Here is a 20,453-nt window from a genome sequence, read left to right on the forward strand (position 1 = left end):
CGACCGTCGTCGGGCGGCTACCGCGGTGAACGTGGTGAACGTTCTGAGACACCGCGCACAGGCGGACCGAAGAAATGGAAGAGCCGCGAGGATTCACCACGACCGTCGTCGGGCGGCTACCGCGGTGAACGTGGTGAACGCAGTGACACGCCGCGCACAGGCGGACCGAAGAAGTGGAAGAGCCGCGAGGGTTCACCACGTCCGTCGTCGGGCGGCTACCGCGGTGAACGCGGCGAACCTGGCGAGACACCGCGCACAGGCGGACCGAAAAAATGGAAGAGCCGCGAGGATTCACCACGTCCGTCGTCGGGCGGGTACCGCGGCGAACGCGGCGAACGCGGTGAGCGCGGTGAGCGCGGTGAGCGCGGCGAACGCGGTGAGCGGAGCGAGACACCGCGCACAGGCGGACAGAAGAGATGGAATGACCGCGGAGACAGCGCTCGCGCGACTTCGGGTGGTTTCGGAGAGGGACGTGGAGAGAAGCGGCCGACGGGTGAGCGCGAAGGTGCGAACCGTCCGCGGACCTATCAATCCGGCGGGCAGAAGAAGTCCGGCGGCGGATCACGCGGCAAGGGCAAGGGCAAAGGCGGCAGGGATCAGATCCCCGCACGCGGCAGCCGTTCACGCACGCAGACGGCGGCGTTGCGCCCCATCGCGGAGCAGGTGCGTCTCAACAAGTTTCTTGCGGATGCGGGCATCGCTGCGCGTCGCAAAGCCGACGAGCTGATCACATCGGGTGAAGTGAAAGTAAACGGCATCACCGTGACTGAACTGGGCGTGCACATCCGTCCCGGCGACGACCGCATCTCGGTGCGCGGTCTCGAGGTGCACATCGATTCGCAGCTTGTGTACATCGTGCTGAACAAACCGAAGGACTGCATCACCACCACGTCCGACGAAAAGGGCCGCACCACCGTGCTCGATCTCGTGCCGTCGCATCACCGGCTCTATCCTGTCGGGCGGCTCGACCGCAACACCACCGGCGTGCTGCTGCTGACAAACGACGGCGACCTCGCGTACAACCTCACACACCCGCGATTCCAACATCCGCGCACCTACCTCGCGGAATTGACGACCGGACTGAAGCCGCACGATCTGTCGAAACTGCGGACGGGCGTGAAGCTCGAGGACGGCTTGACGGAACCGTGCGAGGCGACCGTGGTGGATGCGCCGCGGAATCTGACCGTCGCGCTGATCCTGCACGAGGGCCGCAACAGGCAGGTGCGCCGCATGTTCGAGGCGCTGGGCTACGATGTGCGCAAACTCGAACGTGTGGAGTTCGCGGGTCTGACCGCCGACGGCCTGCGCCGAGGTGAGTGGCGCTACCTCGGTGAACATGAAGTGGGCCGCCTGAAAAAGATGTCCGGCGGCGCCAAGGGCGCGCGGAAGCCCGTGCGCGCACGCGACGACGAATAGCCACCAACGCCAGCGGAGAATCATGCCACGCAGGACAGACATATCGTCGATTCTGATACTCGGCTCCGGACCGATCGTCATCGGGCAGGCGTGCGAGTTCGACTATTCCGGAACCCAGGCCGTGCGCGCCCTGCGCGCCGAGGGCTACCGCATTGTGCTGATCAACAGCAATCCCGCGACGATCATGACCGATCCCGAATTCGCGGACGCGACGTACATCGAGCCGCTCACGATCGAAGTGGCCGAACGAGTCATCGCGCGTGAACGCCCGGACGCGGTGCTGCCCACCATGGGCGGACAGACGGCATTAAATCTCGCCGTCGGACTTGCGGAGCACGGCATACTCGAGAAGTACAACGTACAGTTGATCGGCGCCTCGCTGCCGGCCATACGCATGGCGGAGGACCGCGAACAGTTTCTCGCCGCGATGCAGCGCTGCGGCCTCGAAATGCCTCGTGGATATTTTGTGCGCACGCTGGCCGAAGCCCACGCGGCCGTGGAACAGATCGGCTTCCCCGCGATCATCCGTCCCTCGTTCACGCTGGGCGGCTCGGGCGGCGGCATCGCGTACAACATGGAAGAATTCCTGACGAAGGTGACACACGGGCTCACGCTGAGTCCGATCAGCCAGGTGCTTGTCGAGGAATCCATACTCGGCTGGAAGGAATACGAACTCGAGGTGATGCGCGACACGAAGGACAACGTGGTGATCGTCTGTTCCATCGAGAACCTCGATCCCATCGGCGTGCACACGGGCGATTCCATCACCGTCGCGCCCGCGCAGACGCTCACCGACAAGGAGTATCAGCGCCTCCGCGACGCGGCCATCCGCATCATGCGCGAGATCGGCGTGGAGACAGGCGGATCGAACGTGCAGTTCGCCGTGCACCCCGGCACCGGGCGCATGACCGTGATCGAGATGAATCCGCGCGTCTCGCGCAGCTCCGCGCTCGCGTCCAAGGCCACGGGCTTCCCCATCGCCAAGATCGCCGCGCTGCTGGCCGTCGGCTACACACTCGACGAAATTCCGAACGACATCACACGCGTCACGCCCGCCTGCTTCGAACCGACCATCGACTACATCGTCACAAAAATTCCGCGCTGGGATTTCGCGAAATTCCCGGGCGCGGACAGCGCGCTGGGCGTGCAGATGAAATCCGTCGGCGAAGTGATGGCGATCGGCCGCACGTTCAAGGAGTCGCTGCAGAAAGCGCTCCGCTCGCTCGAGATCGGCCGCCACGGCCTCGGCGCCGACGGCAAGGATCCCGTGTTCCCGCCCGATCTCGCCGAGAGCGAACGCGAGGCGCTTGCGCGCGAACTCCGCATGCGCATCGCCACGCCGCGCCACGACCGCCTCTTCGACCTGCGCCTCGCCATGCTGGCGGGTGTCGACGACGAGGAACTGCACCGCATCACGGGCATCGATCCCTGGTTCCTCGCCCAGATCCGCGAGATCGTGGAACTGGAACTGCGGCTGCGCGAAACGACACTTCCCGGATAAACGGACCCGATACTCCTTTGTAAGCGCCACCCGACAAGGAACGCGGCATGCTCACGCTCATTCGATACGAACTGCTCAAGACCTTCCGCAAGCTCCGCACCTACATCGGTTTCGGCCTGATCCTCGTGCTCGTGCCGATCGCGTACTGGGGCATGTCGCTTGGCGGCGACGACATGGTGCGCGACATGACACGCGGCCTGCAGAAGGACTTCCTCTTCGTCGGATCCCTTTTCAACGGCTGGTTTGTCGCGAACCTGATGATGAACACGCTCTTTGTGCACATCCCCTTCCTGATCGTGCTGGTCGCGGGCGACATCCTGGCGGGCGAGGCCACGGGAGGCACGCTGCGCATCCTGCTGACGCGGCCGCCGGGACGCACGCGCCTGTTCGTCGTAAAAACCGCGAGCACCGTGATCTACACGCTCTCACTCGTCTTTTTCCTGGGCGGCTTCAGCATCGTGCTGGGCCTGCTGCTTTTCGGCAGCGGCGACCTGCTCTGGTTCTCGCAGGAAGGCATCGCGATTTATCCCGCGGCGGGCGTGGTGTGGCGCTTCATCCTCGCGTACGTCCTGGCCGCGTGGGCCATGTGTTCCGTGGCCGCGCTCGCGCTTCTTTTCTCGTCCTTTGTGGAGAATGCGATCGGACCGATCGTCGGCTCGATGGCCGTCGTGATTCTGTTTCTGATTCTCGGCAATCTGCCCTTCGAATTTTTCGAAGGTCTGCGACCGTATCTGTTCACGACATACATGGACGTCTGGGAGCGGGCCTTCGGCGATCCCATCGAATGGGACGTGATCGCGCGCAAGACGGCCATGCTCGGAATCTTTTTCGCCTTGTTCACGGGCGCCGCGTGGGCCATTTTCCGGCGCAAGGATGTTCTCTCCTGACCCGCAATAATCCGGAACCCGGCATGCAGCGTTTACACCGACCCGCACCCGTCCTCACAATTGTCCTTCTCGCCGCGGCGCTTCCCGCGCTGCGGGGACAGACCCTTCCGTCCGCCGCGACAGTCCTCGAAAACGTCCGCCGCGAATTCGACCGCGTTAAGGATTACAGCGCCGACCTGCAGGCGGTGGTCGACATGCCCGGAGTGAAGGCGCCGCCGATGGCCGCAAAAATCTGGTTCAAACAGCCTGACCGCGTCCACTTCGAGGCGAAGGGTTTTGCCATGCTTCCGCGCGACGCCATGTCGATGAATCCCCGCATGTTCAGCGAGGATCTCTACGATGCCGTTGTGCAGGGCGAGGAGACGGTGGACGGCGCTCGATGCCTGAAGGTGAAGCTGCTCGCAAAATCCGACACCCTGCGCCTGCAGCGCGCGATGCTCTTTGTCGATCCCGCGCGCTGGCTCATCGTGCGCATGAACACCGATCCGAATCAGGGCGGCTCGGCCGAGATAACCATCACGTATTCCTTCCTCGAGAACAAATATTTTCTGCCCTCGAAAGTAGTGCTCCGCATGCAGGCGATGGGCGGGATACGGATCGGCCCGAAGTCGAAGACCCCGGGGAAGGACGACACGGCGGAGAAAAAGAAACCCGCCACCATCGTCATGACGTACACGAATTATCGTGTCAACAAGGGAGTCTCCGACGAAATATTCACACGCGGCAAGGAGGATCGTCCATGAACCGTCTTATGTATTGCGCGGTGTTCCTGTTTCTCGCCGCCGCCGCGGCTGGCGCGCAGGAGATTGACGTCACACACTACTCGGCACGGGTGACTTTCGACCTCGCGGCGAAGACCATCGACGGTGACGCGGAATTACACATCACTCGCGCCGCGAATCCCGTGGTGCTGCATCTGCGCGACCTGACCGTGTCGTCGGTGACCCGGGATGGATCAGCGCAGCAGTTCGTTCAAAGCGACGGTGAACTGCGCGTCACACTTGCGCAGACGCCGGGCCCGGCCGACACAGTGGTGTTGCGCATCCTCTACGGCGGCGCGCCGACCAGCGAGTCGGGACCGTCCTCATGGGGCGGCTGTTTCTTCGGCGCAACGACGTTCTGCATGGGTGTCGGATTTTACGCCCCGTACGTTTCGACGATGCGGCACTGGCTTCCGTCGAACGACATACCCTCGGACAAGGCGACCTTCGATGTCACTTTCGTCGTTCCCGAGGGGCAGGTTGTTGCGGGCACCGGCCTGCTCGCGGAAACGGGTCCGGTGCAGGGTGGCGTCGCGTACCGATGGGTCGAGAATCATCAGACGGCGACATACCTCTTCACCTATGCGATAAGCGACTACGTGCGTCTCACAGGATCGTGGCAGGGAATCCCGACGGAGTATTATGTGCCGCGACGCGATTCCGCGAAGGGTGTGTCGCATTTCTCCTCCATTCCGAAAATGATGGAGGCCTTCACGCGGTTCTACGGACCGTATCCGTTCGACAAAATCGGCTACTGCATCACGCCGATCGGATCGATGGAGCACCAGACGATGATCAGCTACGCATCGCAGCTCTTCAGTTCCTCACCCGCCTCCTCCGTCGCGGCGCACGAACTTGCGCATCAATGGTGGGGCGACTGGGTGACACCGCGCACCTTCGCGGAGGCGTGGCTCAGCGAGGGTTTCGCGACTTTCAGCGAGGCGGTCTGGGCCGAGCATGTTTCGGGACGCGCGACCTACGACACACGCCGTCAGACTTTCGCGTCGAACTACCTGCGCTACGATGCGTCTCAGGAGGGTGTACATCCGTTGTACGACTTCCCCCGCACGCCGCCCATGTCGAATTATCCCTCGACGATTTACAACAAGGGCGCAGCGGTGCTCGTGATGCTGCGGTACGTGATGGGCGACAGCGCCTTCTTCCGGGGCATGCGCGGATTCGGCGCAGGACACGCCTATGGCAACGCGGGCACGGGCGATTTCCGCGCCGCGATGGATAGGGCCGCCGGCACGGATCTTTCGTGGTTCTTCGATCAATGGGTGTACAAACCCGGCTGGCCCAAGTACCGTGTCGGGCGTTACACCGACAGCACCGCGGCGCCGCTCCGTGTTCTCGTTCAGCAGTATCAGGACACGACAAAATATCCGGTGTTCCGCATGCCGGTAGATCTTCGCATCACGCACAGCGGCGGGCCCGCGATCATCGAACGCATCGAGGTGAGCCGCGGCTCGGAAGTATTCACCTTCCCCGCCATTCCCGCCAATACCGTGAGCAACGTCGAGCTGGATCCCTCGAATTACATCCTGAAGGAAAAAACATCCGTCGTGCTCAGCGCGCGCGAAGCGCCGACAACACGGCCCGAAGGATTGCTGCTCCACCCTGTCTATCCGCAGCCGTACACGTCGGGTCAGGGACCCACCGCAACAATGACCTTCGAATTGCGCGAAGCCGAGGCGCTGCGTGTGGAGATTCATGACACGCTGGGACGCCGTGTGTACACTCGGGCTTTGGGCGACTTCGATGCGGGTGTACACTCTCTCACACTTCCGCTGGCGACACTTGTCTCGGGCCATTATCTGCTGCGGGTTTCAGGAGCGGCGCACAGCGGTGCACAACAGATCATCGTCGGCAGGTGAAGAGTCTTCTGTTGAGACATCCGTTGCCGAAGGTCACAAATTTCTCCCCTGTATCCTTTTCGCTGTTGCGGGTGTCACTTCTCTGGAGTGGAGTACGACGTCCGCAGCGGATTCCTTGACAAAACGTCGATCTTTCGGTATGTTGGCTTAATTATGCGAGTTACATTTTAGGCCGCTCATACGGTGTATTCGCACTATTCGCCCTGACGTTCCGCCTTTTGTCGTTATTACTTTCTGGAGGTTTTCATGAAGCGATCTCTACCGATTCTTCTCGGCATGTTGTTCGTGGTGTCGGCACTTCTGCCGATAAACGGATACGCCCAGGGAAACATCGATTGGGAGGAGTTGTGGGTTGTGATGCAGCCCTCCTCGAGCTCCCATCCGACCTACGGCTGGATGGCCGGGCAGCGCCAGTACACCGGCCTCGCGTATGACAAGACACGCGACAATCTCTACATCGTGAATCCGGGCATCTGCTCGATCTCGGGAAACAGCGTCGGCTGTCCCCGCATCCACATCTGGGATCCGCTGACGGGCCTTCCGAAAACCACCGAAGGCCGCATCGCCGCGCAGTTCGGTCAGACTCCGGGCAAGGGCGGTCAGTTGCCCGTGCCGCCGGACACCATTGCCGGCGTGCTGCAGTGGGTCTATCCCGGCTCCTACACCAGCTTCGGCCAGGGCCAGTTCCCCATCTACAAGGTTGACGTTGATGACGAAGAACCCGCGCGTATTTTCGCGAGCAACCTCGTTGCTCCGATCTGGGGTATCTGTTTCCCCGGTCCGCCCCCCAATTGCCGTCCCGAGTATCTCGGCCAGGGCCCGTTCCGCGTATGGCGCTGGGACACCCCGAAGTCGACGCCGCGTCTTGTGTACGTCACGCTGAACCTCGCGTCGACGGGTCCGGGCACGCTGGGTGACAGCGAAATGCAGTGGACGCGCTGGGGTGACGCATTCGACGTGGTCGGCAAGCGCGGGTACGTCAATACGCCGCAGGGTCCGAAACTTGTGGACAGCGTGCGCATCTTCACATCGGGCGGTCCCTTCGACGGCCAGTCGCAGACCAACGACCAGATCAACGTCGTGCTGACCGACGATCGTCAGGTGCGTCCCGTCACGGACAAGGGCCTGCCGCTCGAGTACCGCCTCGGCATCCGTATGATGTCGTCGCTCGAAGGCCTCGCCTCCCACGGCATCGCCGCCACCGGTCCGCAGTCGTTTGCGGAAGTGTGGCACGACAACAATAACCGCGTTACAACCATCAACAACCAGTTCCAGACCAGCGCGCCGTTCCCGCAGAACATGAACATGACGCTCATGAATGCGCTGTCATCGGATCCGTTCACCGGCACCGGCCCTGCAGGACCCCTCGCCTTCTTCAAGATCAAGGAGAACGGCAACGCGTTCCTCGTGGTGTGCGACGGTTTCCCGACGGATCCTTCGAATCCGACAGCGGCAAACTCCAACACCCGCGCGCGTATCATGAACGTGACCACGACCGGTCAGGAAGCCCGCGAACCGGGTTTCGGCGACACGCCGTATCTCGGTCAGAAGATTCAGACCAACAACTCCGGTATTTACAACTACATCGCTGATGTGGACGTGAAGCTCGAGCCCGATTACACCGAGGGCAAGGGCTACTTCGTGCATCTCTTTGTCCTTCAGTCCAACAACGGCATCGCGTGCTATCGCTCGCGCATTCCCATCGTCCCCGTCGAGCTCAGCACCTTCAAGGCCGAGCGCAACGGCGGAAACATCGACCTCCGTTGGGAAGTCACGATTGAAGTGAACAACTACGGCTTCCAGATCGACCGCAGCTTCAACGGCGGCGGCACATGGGAAACCATCGGCTTCGTCCGCGGCCGCGGCACGACCAAGACGCCGACTGCGTATACACACAGCGATCCTGTGACGGACATCCACAACTCCGTGGGTCACGTGCAGTACCGCCTGCGTCAGGTGGACACCGACGGCAAGACCACGGTGTCGCCGGTTGTCGACGTGTACATGAACGGCGCCGCGAACGGCATCGAGCTGTCGCAGAACTACCCGAATCCGTTCAACCCGACCACGTCGATCAGCTACCAGCTTCAGAAGCCGGGGTACGTGACGCTGAAAGTCTTCAATCCGATCGGCGAAGAAATCGGCACACTGGTCAACGAGAGCAAGGATGCCGGCGTGCACATGGTGACCTTCAACGCAGCGGATCTCACCAGCGGCACCTATGTGTATCAGATCAATGTCGACGGCCAGATTCTCCAGAAGAAGATGGTCCTGATGAAATAATTCCGGCGGACCACCGCCACACAAAGCCGTCCTCTCCGGAGGACGGCTTTTTTATTTTCCGCGGGAACAAAATCATCGCTTCGCGAGTACAAGGGAAAAGGCGGGGCGTCCAGATTTGACGGATCCGCCGACTCAGTCACGAGACATAGGGGGGCACATGGAAGAGCGCGGCGTACAGGATCCTTTCGATTTCGAGGACAGGATGGCGCACAGAGCCGGACCGGCAGCGGAGGATGCGGCTCAACGGCAGGACGAGACCGCCAACACACAGGACGAGACCCCCAACACACAGGACGAGACCCCCAACACACACGAAGGGGCAGTCAACACCCACGACGAGGGCTTCCACACGCACGACGGGACTCGCGCCGCACACGACGAAGCCGTCAACACGCACGACGAGGCCGGGGTGAACTCGGAGGCCCTCTGGGATGACGATGAGGAAATCGACGCGGAACTGCAGGCCATGATCGATCACGATCTCGCGATTCTGGATCGAGAGTGGGCGGAAGGCAGGGCATTCCTCGACCTGGAAGGACATTCGGGAGGACATTGTCCGTTCTGTGACATGATGGGAAAAAAGAGCGAGACATCCGGTTTTATCGGCGGGATCTTCGACGATGACGGGAACCGCGTCGATCCGGCGTCCATACCGATGCCCGGAATCTGCATCATGTGCAAGACCTACGACACGGATAGCTGGGGCGAGGAGATCCTGTGCATGCTCACGCGCTACGACGCCATGCACGACGATGAGGAGTTCCGCTGCAGCGGCTTCTCGCCGAAGTTCGGCGGACGACTTCCGTGAGCGGAGTCAGGACTCGCGGAACTCGAACGGCGCCGTATCGTCCGGTCGGGGCACGTCCGCCCAGTGACCCGACGGATCCGATCCCCTGCACACGATGCTGTGCCGATTCCAGTCCCAGTACGCGCGCACCGACGGTGGACAGTAACGGAGCGTGAGACCGCAACGGCGCCTGTCCGACATGTTCGCACGCGATCCATGCACCAACAGATCGGAGTGAATGGAAATCTCTCCCGAGCGAAGCTGCACATCCTCGGGTTCGCCATAGTCCGCGATCGCATCGATGGCCTGTGTGAGGACGTTGTCTTCGTCTGGAGCCGTCTCGCGCCAGGGCAGATGGCCATGCAGATGCGAACCGGGCAGCACCCTCATGCAGCCGTTGTCCGTATCAACATCATCGATCGCGAGCCACACGGTGACCGTCCGCGACGGTGTCAACGCCCAATACGAGCAGTCCTGATGCCAGGCGACTTCGCGCGGATCACCGGGCAGTTTGCAGAAAAAGTGTGTGGCCCAGCAGATCACATCCGGTCCGATGAGGTCCGAAACAACATCGACGATGCGGGGATGTGTCGCGCAGTCGTGTATCATCGCGATACGGTCCTGATACCGGTCGATCGCATAGCTGTTGCGGCCGCTGCGCAGAAACGTTTCGAGAAGTTGATCAAAGCGTGTCCGCACATCCCGCATCTCGGATTCATTCAACGCGGGGAGACCCGCGAGGAAGCCGCGCTCATTGAAGCGATCCACGTCGGCGGCGCTCAGCACGCGGCCGTCCGCGGGATGTGCCGGGAAAAACCGCAGATCCCTCTCCAGAGCCGACACACGTCTGTCGTGTTCAGCCATGCCCGTGTCCATCGTACACGCAGGCGCGCGCCTCGTCGGCGAAGGCCCGCAGCAGGCGCGCTTCGGCGTGGAAGAAGTGATCGGACGGCGAGAGGATGTATGCCCCGTTTCCCCCTGCCTGTTGAAAGCAGGCACGCACCGCAGCCCGAGTTTCCTCCTCCGTGCATCCGGCGAAGTGGCGGTTCTGGTTGAAGCCCCCGATCATGCATGCGCGGCCGTCGATCCGCGACGCGGCTTCGGCCAGATCCACATCACCACCCATCTCTTCCGGTGTGAAGGTTTCTATCGCATCCGGCTTCATGGCCAGCACGAGGTCGAGCACCGGCATGATGCCGCCGCAGATGTGGTACACCACGCGTTGCCCCGCTTCATGCATGGCTTCGATGAGAGGCGCATCGTAGGGCGCGACAAACTCCTCGAAAATTGCGGGCGAGATAACCGTGGCCGACGCGTCGCCGCCGCCAAGTTCGATCAGGTCGTATGGCGCGCCCTTCAGCGAACGTATCCAGCCGAGTTTTCGCCGCTGGAGGACTGCAAGGAATTCGTGCACCCAGACCGGGTCGTCGTAGGTCGCGAGAATCAGTTCCTCGATGCCGTATAACACCGCTGCATCCTGCCAGCAGCCCGGCTGTCCGTACACTTCAAAACCGGGGACGGCACCACGAAGCAGCGCATCTCCACGCCGCTCGCGCGCATACTGCCGTAGTTCCTCGACATCACAGCGCAACGCGGGCGCATGGCGGGCGAGCACGTCGATATCACGGCGAAGGCGTAGAGGACGTTCCGTCACCCAGGTGGTGTGCCTGTCGCTCTGCAGGACTGTGCGCAACGCGCCGCCGGGTGTCTCCACAACAACGGAGACCGTCGTATAGCGGTCGTGCGCGAGCGGCGTCTCGGTGATACGCCACGAATCGGAAAGGACACGCCTCGCGGCGTAGGGGCCGGGATCGTGCGCTGGATCGAGGATTTCTCCATGATCCGCATCGGGCGAAAAAGCCGCGTGCCAGCGAACCGGATCGAGACCTGTCTCGCGCCAGAATCCATCTTCGTCGCGACCGCCTTCAAAGTCCGCAAGAAACGATGGCATGAGATGATGCGTCGTGGCGGGGAGCCGGTCGGGCGCCTTGCAATCGAGTGCCATGAGCAAGCGTTCACGCGAGGTCATATCCGGTCTCCGCTGCTTTCCGCCTCATCCGTGGAGGGCGTGGATTCGACGCGGTACATGCAGTCGAACGAGTCGCAGTCCGCACAGCCGTGCGGCAAAGACACCACGCCGGATCCCAGGCCGATGATGCCGGAGACCGATTTGATCGGTGACATCATCGACGACTCCGACAGCCGCACTCCGCAGTGTGCCCCCGCGAGCAGATCAAAAAGGACTCGTTGATCCGATACGGACCAGCCGCAATATCCGGGGCTGTAGCGGTTGGACGTCCCGCACTCCCGTCGCAGCGCTTCTTCCCGGACCATCTCATGCAGGGCGGCCGCGCACGCTTCCGCGAACACGGAGCCAACGGCGTCGAGAAGAAAGTGATCGAAGGGATCATGAGCGTGTGTTGTATTCTCGAGGGCCTCCTGAAACGCCGCGCCCGTGGTGGCAAGGAATACCGCGAGTTCGACGGCGCCTTCGAGCTGTGAGGTGATGCGGGGGCCGCAGGCGAATTCCTTTTCGTGGAGACCCACAATGCCCTGCATCGTGTTGATACGCGCGAGCGGCAGCACACGCACCGCGGCGCGGGCGTTGCGGCCGAGGCCGTCGAGCCGCGCGCAGTGAGCATCGATGCCCTCGCGGATCACGTCGGGTGCGCCGCCCTCCGCGTATCCGAGTCGTCTTTCGACCTTTCCGTGTGTCACTACGTCGGCAACGCCCTGCGGGAAGAGGACGTGCACATCAAACTGCCGCGCCTCGCGGATCATACCTCCGCCACAGGCGCGATACACGCGCGGAGAAAGTCGACGGCGCTCTGCGGATCCGCGCCATAGGCATCCGCGCCGATGGAGGCGGCGAAGGCGGCGGTCACGGGCGCTCCGCCGACGATGACGGGTGTGTTCGGAACCGCGGCGTGCACGGCGTCGACAACCTCGCGCATGTGCAGCATGGTGGTTGTGAGCAACGCGCTGACACCGACGGCGCAGCCGGGATGCGCGCGCGCCGCTTCGGCAAAGGTCTCGGGCGGCACATCGGTTCCGAGATCGACCACCTCGTATCCCGCCCCGGTTGCAATCATGGCGACGAGCTTTTTACCGATGTCGTGCAGGTCGCCGCGGACCGTCCCGATGACAAAGGTGCCGCGCTGCAGAATGTCGTGGGCGCGGAAGTGCGGTTCGAGATGCGCCATACCCGCGGCCATGGCGCGGGCGGCCAACAGCACGTCGGGCACAAAAACGCGTTTGTCGCGAAACAGCTCTCCGATGCGCGCCATGCCGGGAATCAATCCCTCGTCGAGCACACGCTGCGGCGGGATGGCGTGTGCCTCGAGCGCGCGCCTCGTCAATTCGTCGGCCCCGTCCTGCCCGCGCAAATCGGGCGGATGTGGTGAGGCGGCGTCGCGTTTCCCGCGTTCAACGCATAGTGCAAGGGCTTCGAGAAGTTGCCTGTCGTCCATGAGAAAAAAGATACTGCGCGCACGGTTCATTTGGGAATCATCCGTCGCGGTATCCTGGCGCGAAAAAAACAGCGCCTCATGGATGAGGCGCTTGGAGGATCTTCGGGGGGAGTTGGATGGAGGGTGTGTGCCTAATCCATGATCCTCCTGAGGAAAGGAGCTTTTTCGCGTTCAACGCGCTGATGCTGCTGCGTATCGTGTTCCGCCTCGCTCTCATCCTCGACGGGCCGCGGGTACTTGCGGATGTATGCCGGAGGATCGAGGTCCTTGAGTTCGGTCAGTCCCGAAGGGATGTGCAGGGGACGCGCGGCCGCCATGGGTTTCGCGGCGGGCATGGTCGGACGCCGGCCTCCCACATGACGCTGATTGAAGCCGGTTGCGATGACGGTCACCATCATCTGATCGCCGAGAGTTTCGTCGAGGACCGCGCCGAAGATCACGTTCGCCTCTTCGCCCGCCGCCTCGGTGATGATGTTGCCGGCTTCCTCGAGCTGCACGATCGACATCTCGGAACCGCCGGTGAAGTTGATGAGCACGCCGCGTGCGCCGGCGATGGTGACACCCTCGAGCAGCGGGTGTGAAATGGCGTTGTGCGCGGCTTCGACGGCGCAGTTCTCGCCGCTCGCGATGCCGCTGCCCATGAGCGCGTCGCCCATGTCCTTCATGATGGTTTTCACATCGGCAAAATCGACATTGACGATGCCGCGCTTCGAGATGATGTCGGCGATGCCGCGTGTGGCGTTGAAGAGGACCTGATTCGACATGCGGAACGCGTCCGGCACCGACGTGGCCTTTTCCACAAGCGACATCAGCTTCTGATTCGGGATCACGATGAGCGTATCGACGTGTTTGCGCAATTCCTCGATTCCCTCTTCGGCCTGCGCCATACGGCGCTTGCCTTCGAAATGGAAGGGTTTGGACACGATGCCCACAACGAGCGATCCGAGGCCTTTGGCGATGTTTGCCACAACCGGGGCTCCGCCCGTTCCCGTGCCGCCTCCCATGCCCGCGGTGATAAAGACCATGTCGCTGCCACTGAGGGCCGCGGTGATCTCTTCCTTGTCTTCCTCGATCGCGCGATACCCCACGGAGGGATCGGCGCCCGCGCCCAGACCGCGCGTGAGGTTTTTCCCGGCCTGGATCTTGTACTGCGCGCCGCTCGAATCCAGCGCCTGGTTGTCGGTGTTGATCGCGATGAACTCGACTGCGTCGAGACCACGCGCGATCATGTCGTCCACTGCATTTCCTCCGGCACCGCCCACACCGACGACACGGATTTTCGCCCGGTCGCTGGTCTGCTTGTCCAGCATGATTGGATACATGATACCCTCCTCAGAGTGTGACTGTGTGGTGATGATGTGTTCTTCTGTATTGCTTCACTGTTTGCTTGGAACCTTGGGAATGAGAGCCGTTAGAATTGCTCTGTGAACCAGTCGCGCACACGCTCCCACAAGCCGAGAGGCGAGCGGGTGCTGCGCGCCGTGTCGCCGCCCGACTGCACGCCGTAATTGCGGAAACCGTGCAGGACGAGGCCGACGCAGGTGCTGTACATCGGATTTTCGGCTTCGGAGACAAGTCCGCCCGAGAAGCCGTTGGGAATGCCGATTTTTACCGGCATGCCGAGCACTTCGCGCGCGAGCGCGGCGGTGCCCTTGATGAGGGATCCGCCTCCGGTAAGAACCACGCCCGAGTGCAGATGTTTGGAATAGCCGGACCGCTTGATTTCGAGAGCCACGATTTCGAGGATCTCCTCCATGCGGGGCTGAATGATCTGGCAGAGGAGACTCCGGCTGATCTCCATCGGTTTGCGTCCGCCTATCCCGCGCAGCAGGATGGGCGAATCGTGCACGATCTCGGGCAGGTAGGCGTACCCGTGCTCGCGCTTCAGTTTCTCGGCATCCTCGTTCAGAATGCCAAGCACCTTGCGGATGTCCTCGGTCACCTTCTTCCCCGCGATCGCGAGCACCGCCGTGTGGCGGATCGTTCTATCTTCGAACACGGCGATGTCGGTGGTGCCGCCGCCGATATCGACGAGCACTATTCCGACTTCCTTCTCTTCATTGTCCAAAACTGCATAGCTCGATGCGAGCGGTTCGAGGATGAGATCGTTGACCTCGAAGCCGGCCCGCTCCACGCATTTGTAGATGTTCTGCACGGCGGTGATGCTGCCGGTGATGATGTGCACGTTTCCTTCCATGCGCACGCCCGAGATGCCGACGGGATCGTAGATGCCGTCCTGACCGTCGACGATGAATTCCTGCGGGATGACATGGATGATTTTCCTGTCCTGGGGAAGATTGACGCGCTTTGTATCCTGGATGAGCCGGTCGACGTCCTTGCGTGTGATTTCGTTGTCGGGATTGCTGATGGCGATGACACCCCGGCTCTGGAAGCTCTGGATATGGTCTCCCGCGACGCCGACATTGACGGCGCGCACCTTGATGCCCGACTGCACTTCGGCGTTTTGCACGGCCTGTTGTATGGAATAGACGGTCTTGTCTATGTGCGTCACGGTGCCGCGCGCCATGCCTTCGTTCTCGGCTTTCCCGATCCCCATCACGTTGATGCGGCCATCGGGATCCATCGCGGCGATGATGCAGCACACCTTGGTCGTGCCTATGTCGAGGCCGACAACAATGCGCTCCGCCGCGCTTCCGTTCTGGTGTTTACCTTTCATGGATGGCCCGTCAATCTTTCTGGATATTTGTTGTGTCGATCGTGTTGGCAACCGGTCGTGGCGCAGGCCCCTGGCCGGGTGTCCAGCGCACAACCACCTGATCCTTGAAACGCAGGTCGACATATTCGAGTCCGCGGACGTCATGCTGCAGCGCGAGGTTTTGCCAATAGGCGCGGAAGACGCGCATTGCGCGCGCGACATCGGCGGTCGGATCCACAAGCACGGGCACGCCCGCCTCGAGTGTGAAAAGGATCACGTCGGTTTTTCCATCGAGGGACGCCTCGGAGAATAAGTGCAGCGCCTCGGGATCATCGAGACGCGCGCGGCGGAGCACATCGAGCACCTGGCGCAGTCGGGCGTTTTTCACACGGACACCGGCAGCAAATCCACCAATTCCCTGCGCGCCGGTGATGACGGGGAGGGCATGCATCGGGACGGATGCCACGGACGGAAGCAGGTAGCCGTCCTCGTCGATAAGCCAGTCGCGTCCACCGACGTTGAGTACAACGGCGATCGGAGCGCGCTCATGAATCTCGATCTCGAGCGTGGAAGGCGGATTCCGTCGCAGTATCGCCTCACGCACGACAGGATTTGCCTCGATGCGTTTTTTCACCGCCATGAGGTCGATGTCGGCGAGCACGGTGGTGTCGGGCACGCGCGCGCGCCGCAGAATCTCCTCGGGACTCAACAGGTGCGTGCCGGTGACGACGGCGGTCACCTTCACCGCGTTGTTCATCCAGTGATTCGCCGCGAGCGAGAGCGATGTCACGAATCCCACGATGGCAAGCAGGGAGAGTCCGACAGGCGAAATGCGCCGTCTGCGTCGAGGCATCGGTGTCACCTCGTCGGGAGGTGTGGAAGTCCGTTTGAGTCTCATCGGGCAACCTCCGCACGGGGATCGGCAAGGGGTGCTATGGCATCGGAGCCGAATCCGACCAGGAGCACTTCGAGTTCGAGCGCAACACCTGTGTGCCGATACACGGTCCGTCGCACATGATTGATAACCGCGAGAATATCCGCTGCCGTTGCCGAGGGGGATCCCACGATAAAATTGGCGTGAAGAGTCGACACCGTCGCGCCTCCGAAGGTGTATCCCTTCAGACCGCACTGCTCGATGAGCCGCGCGGCATACTGCCCTTCAGGATTTTTAAAGATGCTGCCGGCATTCGGGAGGTTCGTCGGCTGGGCGGCATTGCGTGTGAGAAGGAGTTCCTTGCGGCGCTTCTTCATGTCCTCGGTGTCGCCTTCCGGCAGGGCGAAACGCGCGGACAGCACCACGGCATCACGCAGACCGGAATGGCGGTATCGGAAATCACACTCGTCCTTGCGCAGCGTCACCACGTCGTCGCCGCGGACGACGGTGACGTCGAGGAGATGGTCCGAAATTTCCGCGCCGTACGCACCGGCGTTCATGATCAGGCCGCCGCCAAGAGTGCCGGGAATGCCCGCGAGCGGATCGGTACCGGCAAACCCGCGCAGGATGCAGAAGTCCACAAAGGCCGAGAGGCGCGCGCCCGCGCCCGCCGTCACAATTCCTTCTTCGATGCTGACACCGGAGAATCCGGCTTCGAGATTGATGACCGCGCCGGAATAGCCGTCGTCGTGAATGAGCACGTTGCTTCCGTTGCCGAGCACCATGTAGCGGATGTCATTGCGACGGAAATAGGTGATCAGGGCGAGCACCTCGTCGGTACGCATCGGCTCCACATACAGATCGGCGGCGCCGCCGATGCGGAATGTGGTGAGGCGCGCGAGCGGTTCCCCGATCGCGATGCGCCCGCTGCAGATACCCCGTATGTGCTCGAGTGAGATCACGCGCGCGGAACTCCGAGAGTGCGAATGAATTCGTCGCCGTACTTGTAGATGTCGCCCGCGCCCATCGTGATCACGATGTCGCCTTCTCGGACAAGCTCGCGCAGCACTTCGGGAAGACGCGTCTTGTCCGCCACGTAGCGCACGTCCTTGTGTCCAAAACTTTTTGCGGCGTCGGCGATCAATTCTCCGGTGATGCCCTGTATCGGATATTCGCGGGCGGGATACACGTCGGTCACGATCAGCACGTCGGCATTCATGAAGGCCCGTCCGAAATCGCGATGGAAGTCGCGCGTACGCGTGTAGGTATGCGGCTGGAACACACACACGACGCGCCGTCTCCACCCTGCCTTGATTCCCCGCAGCGTCTCCTTTACTTCGGTCGGATGGTGCGCGTAATCATCCACTACCATCACGCCGGCCGTGTCGGCCTTCACCTCGAAGCGGCGGAACACGCCGGTAAACGAGTCGAGCGCCTCCTTGATGCGCGCGAAGGGTATGCCGAGTTCCAGGCTCACGACAGCCGCGCCGAGGGCGTTGCGCACATTGTGTTCGCCCGGAACACCGAGGCAGATGCGGCCGAGTTCCTCGCCGCGATGCAGCACGGTGAAGGACGCCATGTTCTGCTTCTGTTCCACATCCACGGCCTGCACGTCGGACTGCGACGAGAGGCCGTAGGTGATCACCTTCCGCTGTATGCGCGGAAGAATTTCCTGCAGCGCCGGTTCATCGAGACAGAGGGTCACAAAACCGTAGAACGGGACCTTGTTTGCGAACTCCGTAAACGCCTGCTTCAGGTCGTCGAGATTCGCGTAGATGTCGAGATGTTCCTCCTCGAGCGTGGTGAGTATCGAGATCGCAGGATTGAGCTGCAGGAAGGAACGATCGAACTCGTCGGCTTCGACCACCATGAAGTCGCCCTTGCCGAGCCGCGCATTTGTGCCGCCGAAGGCATGAAGCTTGCCGCCCACTATGATTGTGGGATCGAGACCCCCCTGCATCAGGACGAGGCCGAGCATCGAAGTCGTGGTGGTTTTCCCGTGTGTTCCCGCCACGGCGATACCGTAGTGCAGCCGCATCACCTCCGCGAGCATTTCCGCGCGACGGATGGCGGGAATTTTCCTCTCGGCGGCTTCGAGAATCTCGGGATTTTCGGGCGTGACGGCGGACGAGTACACAAGCACGTCGGCGCCGCGCACATGCTCGCCGGCGTGGCCCTCGTAAATCACCGCGCCAAGGTCGGACAGCCGCTGTGTCACTTCGGACAGATGCAGGTCGGAACCCGACACCGCGAAACCCTGATTGATCAGGATCTCGGCGATGCCGCTCATGCCGATACCGCCGATGCCGACGAAGTGGATGCGATGGATGTTTGCGAATTTCATTCCTGTGTCCTTGCGCGCTGCGTGTTATTTGCGAAGCCGGTTCTTGAGCGCCTTGAATGCGTCGACCAGTTCGCGGTCGCGCTCGTAATTGGCAACGCGGATGCGCACGAGGCGCCGTTTGTCGCGCACGCGAATCTTGACCACGGCCGACGACCCCTCGTTGATGCGTGTACGTTCGCGCTTGATGACCAGCGAGGTGATCTGCGCGTGCTGCACGGCCCGCTCACGGAAACGCGTGCGGAACACGATCTGCGTCTCGGTGAGCACCAGCCGCGGATTCCTGACGACGCTCGACAGAAGTGCGAGTCCGGTGATCAGAATAAACAGTCCGATGATGTAGACGACGGGATCGCGGAAACCGAAGGCAACCGTTTCATTCGTCACGGTGCCCGTCAGAAGGATGTAGAGCACGGCGAACACCACGTACACAAGCAGTGTCACGTAGTACACGTCGTACCTCCGCCGAAACACGTTTTCCGCCTGTTCCATGTGTGTCACCTCCTTCCTGTCTTTGTGCCCGCGAGGCGTATGACCGCATCCGCGATGCATGATGCCGCGTCCGGTCGTCCGAGCCGCGCCGCGGCCTCGCTCATACGACGCAGTGCGTCCTGGTCGCGCAAAAGTTCCAGCACGACGGCGCCGAGCGTGCGCGCCTGTCCGTCTTCCACCACGCGCGCGGCGCCCGCGTTCTCGAGCGCACGAGCGTTGCGACGCTGATGATCGGCCGCCGCATGCGGGTACGGAACGAGAACCGACGGGAGTCCGAGCACCGTCAATTCTGCAAGCGAGGTGGCGCCCGCGCGGCACAGCACCAGGGTCGCGGCCGAGTACGCCGCGTCCATTTCGTGAATGAACTCCCGCACGACTACATGCGCGGATCCGGCCGCCGCGTCCCGCGCCGCCTGGGCATCACGCGCGCCGGTCTGCCAGAGCACCTGCACCCCCTGCTCGTCGAGTGAGCGCAGCATGCCGCCCACGGCCGTGTTGATCGACGAGGCACCGAGACTGCCGCCGAACACAAAGAGCACGGGCCGGTCGGGATCCAGTCCCCAGACGCGGCGCGCGTTGGCGGTGGGCAGGCGCCGCAAACTCGAGCGAACGGGATTGCCGGTCACATGCACAACTCGCGCATCGGCAATGTGCGCGCGTGTTTCCTCGAAGGTGATGTGCACCTCGTCGGCACGCTTCGCGAGCAGGCGGGTGGTGACTCCGGGATATTCGTTCTGCTCCTGTATCAATGTCGGCACACCCATGCGAGCGGCCATGTACACGACAGGACCGGAGACATATCCGCCCGTGCCGACCACAACATCGGGCCGGCGGCGCCTGATGATGCCGCGCGCCTGCCACAACGACACGGCCACCTTCAACGGAAAGACGAAGGTTGAGAGCGACAGACGGCGCCGGAATCCGCTGATCCACACCGGATCGAATTCATACCCATGACGCGGAACAACCGTCGCCTCGATTTTGTCGCGCGATCCTGCGAAGCTGATCCGTGCCGCTGGCACCTTCGACTGCAGCGCTTCAGCGATAGCGAGACCGGGGAACAGATGTCCGCCCGTCCCGCCGCCCGCAAAGACTATTGTCATCGGCA

At 62.3% G+C, this 20,453-nt stretch carries 18 protein-coding genes; 7 read left to right on the plus strand and 11 right to left on the minus strand.

Features of this window, described 5'->3' with window-relative positions:
- The 7 genes from HY962_02390 to HY962_02420 form a co-directional block, all read left to right on the plus strand.
- A partial coding sequence (locus HY962_02390; GenBank protein MBI5645754.1) for an rRNA pseudouridine synthase occupies window positions 1–1,416 on the plus strand: 1,416 nt, incomplete at its 5' end.
- Between the two features lie 22 nt (window positions 1,417–1,438).
- Entirely contained in the window at window positions 1,439–2,917 is a 1,479-nt protein-coding gene (gene carB, locus HY962_02395; GenBank protein MBI5645755.1) for a carbamoyl-phosphate synthase large subunit, read from the plus strand.
- 47 nt (window positions 2,918–2,964) lie between these two features.
- On the plus strand, window positions 2,965–3,804 hold the full coding sequence (locus HY962_02400; GenBank protein ID MBI5645756.1) for an ABC transporter permease: 840 nt from the start codon (window positions 2,965–2,967) through the stop codon (window positions 3,802–3,804).
- Between the two features lie 23 nt (window positions 3,805–3,827).
- Window positions 3,828–4,547 carry a hypothetical protein gene (locus HY962_02405; GenBank protein ID MBI5645757.1) on the plus strand — a complete coding sequence of 240 codons (720 nt, stop codon included), beginning with the start codon at window positions 3,828–3,830 and terminating at the stop codon, window positions 4,545–4,547.
- On the plus strand, window positions 4,544–6,442 hold the full coding sequence (locus tag HY962_02410) for a T9SS type A sorting domain-containing protein (GenBank protein MBI5645758.1): 1,899 nt from the start codon (window positions 4,544–4,546) through the stop codon (window positions 6,440–6,442). The genes HY962_02405 and HY962_02410 overlap by 4 nt, the downstream gene beginning before the upstream one ends.
- 246 nt (window positions 6,443–6,688) lie before the next feature.
- Window positions 6,689–8,725 carry a T9SS type A sorting domain-containing protein gene (locus HY962_02415; protein ID MBI5645759.1) on the plus strand — a complete coding sequence of 679 codons (2,037 nt, stop codon included), beginning with the start codon at window positions 6,689–6,691 and terminating at the stop codon, window positions 8,723–8,725.
- 202 nt (window positions 8,726–8,927) lie between these two features.
- A complete protein-coding gene (locus HY962_02420; GenBank protein MBI5645760.1) occupies window positions 8,928–9,533 on the plus strand; it encodes a hypothetical protein in 606 nt (201 codons plus the stop codon).
- Between the two features lie 6 nt (window positions 9,534–9,539).
- Here HY962_02420 and HY962_02425 read toward each other — a convergent pair whose 3' ends face one another.
- From HY962_02425 to murG, 11 genes are all read right to left on the minus strand, one after another.
- Window positions 9,540–10,376: a phytanoyl-CoA dioxygenase family protein gene (locus HY962_02425; protein MBI5645761.1), complete on the minus strand. Its 837-nt coding sequence runs from the start codon at window positions 10,374–10,376 to the stop codon at window positions 9,540–9,542.
- On the minus strand, window positions 10,369–11,541 hold the full coding sequence (locus HY962_02430) for a hypothetical protein (protein MBI5645762.1): 1,173 nt from the start codon (window positions 11,539–11,541) through the stop codon (window positions 10,369–10,371). Before HY962_02430 ends, HY962_02425 begins: the two co-directional genes overlap by 8 nt.
- Window positions 11,538–12,293, minus strand: a complete 756-nt coding sequence (locus tag HY962_02435; GenBank protein MBI5645763.1) for a hypothetical protein — start codon at window positions 12,291–12,293, stop codon at window positions 11,538–11,540. The genes HY962_02430 and HY962_02435 overlap by 4 nt, the downstream gene beginning before the upstream one ends.
- On the minus strand, window positions 12,290–12,982 hold the full coding sequence (locus HY962_02440) for a cobalamin B12-binding domain-containing protein (GenBank protein ID MBI5645764.1): 693 nt from the start codon (window positions 12,980–12,982) through the stop codon (window positions 12,290–12,292). The genes HY962_02435 and HY962_02440 overlap by 4 nt, the downstream gene beginning before the upstream one ends.
- Before the next feature lie 131 nt (window positions 12,983–13,113).
- Window positions 13,114–14,292 carry a cell division protein FtsZ gene (ftsZ, locus tag HY962_02445; protein ID MBI5645765.1) on the minus strand — a complete coding sequence of 393 codons (1,179 nt, stop codon included), beginning with the start codon at window positions 14,290–14,292 and terminating at the stop codon, window positions 13,114–13,116.
- Between the two features lie 101 nt (window positions 14,293–14,393).
- Entirely contained in the window at window positions 14,394–15,659 is a 1,266-nt protein-coding gene (gene ftsA, locus HY962_02450; protein MBI5645766.1) for a cell division protein FtsA, read from the minus strand.
- Between the two features lie 10 nt (window positions 15,660–15,669).
- Entirely contained in the window at window positions 15,670–16,536 is an 867-nt protein-coding gene (locus HY962_02455) for an FtsQ-type POTRA domain-containing protein (protein MBI5645767.1), read from the minus strand.
- Entirely contained in the window at window positions 16,533–17,474 is a 942-nt protein-coding gene (murB, locus tag HY962_02460) for a UDP-N-acetylmuramate dehydrogenase (GenBank protein ID MBI5645768.1), read from the minus strand. The genes HY962_02455 and murB overlap by 4 nt, the downstream gene beginning before the upstream one ends.
- On the minus strand, window positions 17,471–18,856 hold the full coding sequence (locus tag HY962_02465) for a UDP-N-acetylmuramate--L-alanine ligase (protein MBI5645769.1): 1,386 nt from the start codon (window positions 18,854–18,856) through the stop codon (window positions 17,471–17,473). Before HY962_02465 ends, murB begins: the two co-directional genes overlap by 4 nt.
- Window positions 18,857–18,880: 24 nt before the next feature.
- Window positions 18,881–19,345, minus strand: a complete 465-nt coding sequence (locus HY962_02470; protein MBI5645770.1) for a hypothetical protein — start codon at window positions 19,343–19,345, stop codon at window positions 18,881–18,883.
- Between the two features lie 5 nt (window positions 19,346–19,350).
- Entirely contained in the window at window positions 19,351–20,448 is a 1,098-nt protein-coding gene (murG, locus tag HY962_02475) for an undecaprenyldiphospho-muramoylpentapeptide beta-N-acetylglucosaminyltransferase (protein MBI5645771.1), read from the minus strand.
- Window positions 20,449–20,453 lie beyond the last annotated feature (5 nt).

The organism is Ignavibacteriota bacterium (assembly GCA_016218045.1).
In the GTDB taxonomy this organism is placed as follows: domain Bacteria; phylum Bacteroidota; class Ignavibacteria; order SZUA-365; family SZUA-365; genus JACRFB01.

Bases quoted from the DNA above. Each gene is read 5' to 3' on its own strand.
- HY962_02415 (MBI5645759.1), top strand. From the start codon at position 6,689: ATGAAGCGATCTCTACCGATTCTTCTCGGCATGTTGTTCGTGGTGTCG.
- HY962_02410 (MBI5645758.1), top strand. From the start codon at position 4,544: ATGAACCGTCTTATGTATTGCGCGGTGTTCCTGTTTCTCGCCGCCGCC.
- HY962_02470 (MBI5645770.1), bottom strand. From the start codon at position 19,345: ATGGAACAGGCGGAAAACGTGTTTCGGCGGAGGTACGACGTGTACTAC.
- HY962_02420 (MBI5645760.1), top strand. From the start codon at position 8,928: ATGGCGCACAGAGCCGGACCGGCAGCGGAGGATGCGGCTCAACGGCAG.
- ftsA (MBI5645766.1), bottom strand. From the start codon at position 15,659: ATGAAAGGTAAACACCAGAACGGAAGCGCGGCGGAGCGCATTGTTGTC.
- HY962_02440 (MBI5645764.1), bottom strand. From the start codon at position 12,982: ATGGACGACAGGCAACTTCTCGAAGCCCTTGCACTATGCGTTGAACGC.
- HY962_02425 (MBI5645761.1), bottom strand. From the start codon at position 10,376: ATGGCTGAACACGACAGACGTGTGTCGGCTCTGGAGAGGGATCTGCGG.
- HY962_02465 (MBI5645769.1), bottom strand. From the start codon at position 18,856: ATGAAATTCGCAAACATCCATCGCATCCACTTCGTCGGCATCGGCGGT.
- ftsZ (MBI5645765.1), bottom strand. From the start codon at position 14,292: ATGCTGGACAAGCAGACCAGCGACCGGGCGAAAATCCGTGTCGTCGGT.
- HY962_02455 (MBI5645767.1), bottom strand. From the start codon at position 16,536: ATGAGACTCAAACGGACTTCCACACCTCCCGACGAGGTGACACCGATG.
- carB (MBI5645755.1), top strand. From the start codon at position 1,439: ATGCCACGCAGGACAGACATATCGTCGATTCTGATACTCGGCTCCGGA.
- HY962_02430 (MBI5645762.1), bottom strand. From the start codon at position 11,541: ATGACCTCGCGTGAACGCTTGCTCATGGCACTCGATTGCAAGGCGCCC.
- HY962_02435 (MBI5645763.1), bottom strand. From the start codon at position 12,293: ATGATCCGCGAGGCGCGGCAGTTTGATGTGCACGTCCTCTTCCCGCAG.
- HY962_02400 (MBI5645756.1), top strand. From the start codon at position 2,965: ATGCTCACGCTCATTCGATACGAACTGCTCAAGACCTTCCGCAAGCTC.
- HY962_02405 (MBI5645757.1), top strand. From the start codon at position 3,828: ATGCAGCGTTTACACCGACCCGCACCCGTCCTCACAATTGTCCTTCTC.
- murG (MBI5645771.1), bottom strand. From the start codon at position 20,448: ATGACAATAGTCTTTGCGGGCGGCGGGACGGGCGGACATCTGTTCCCC.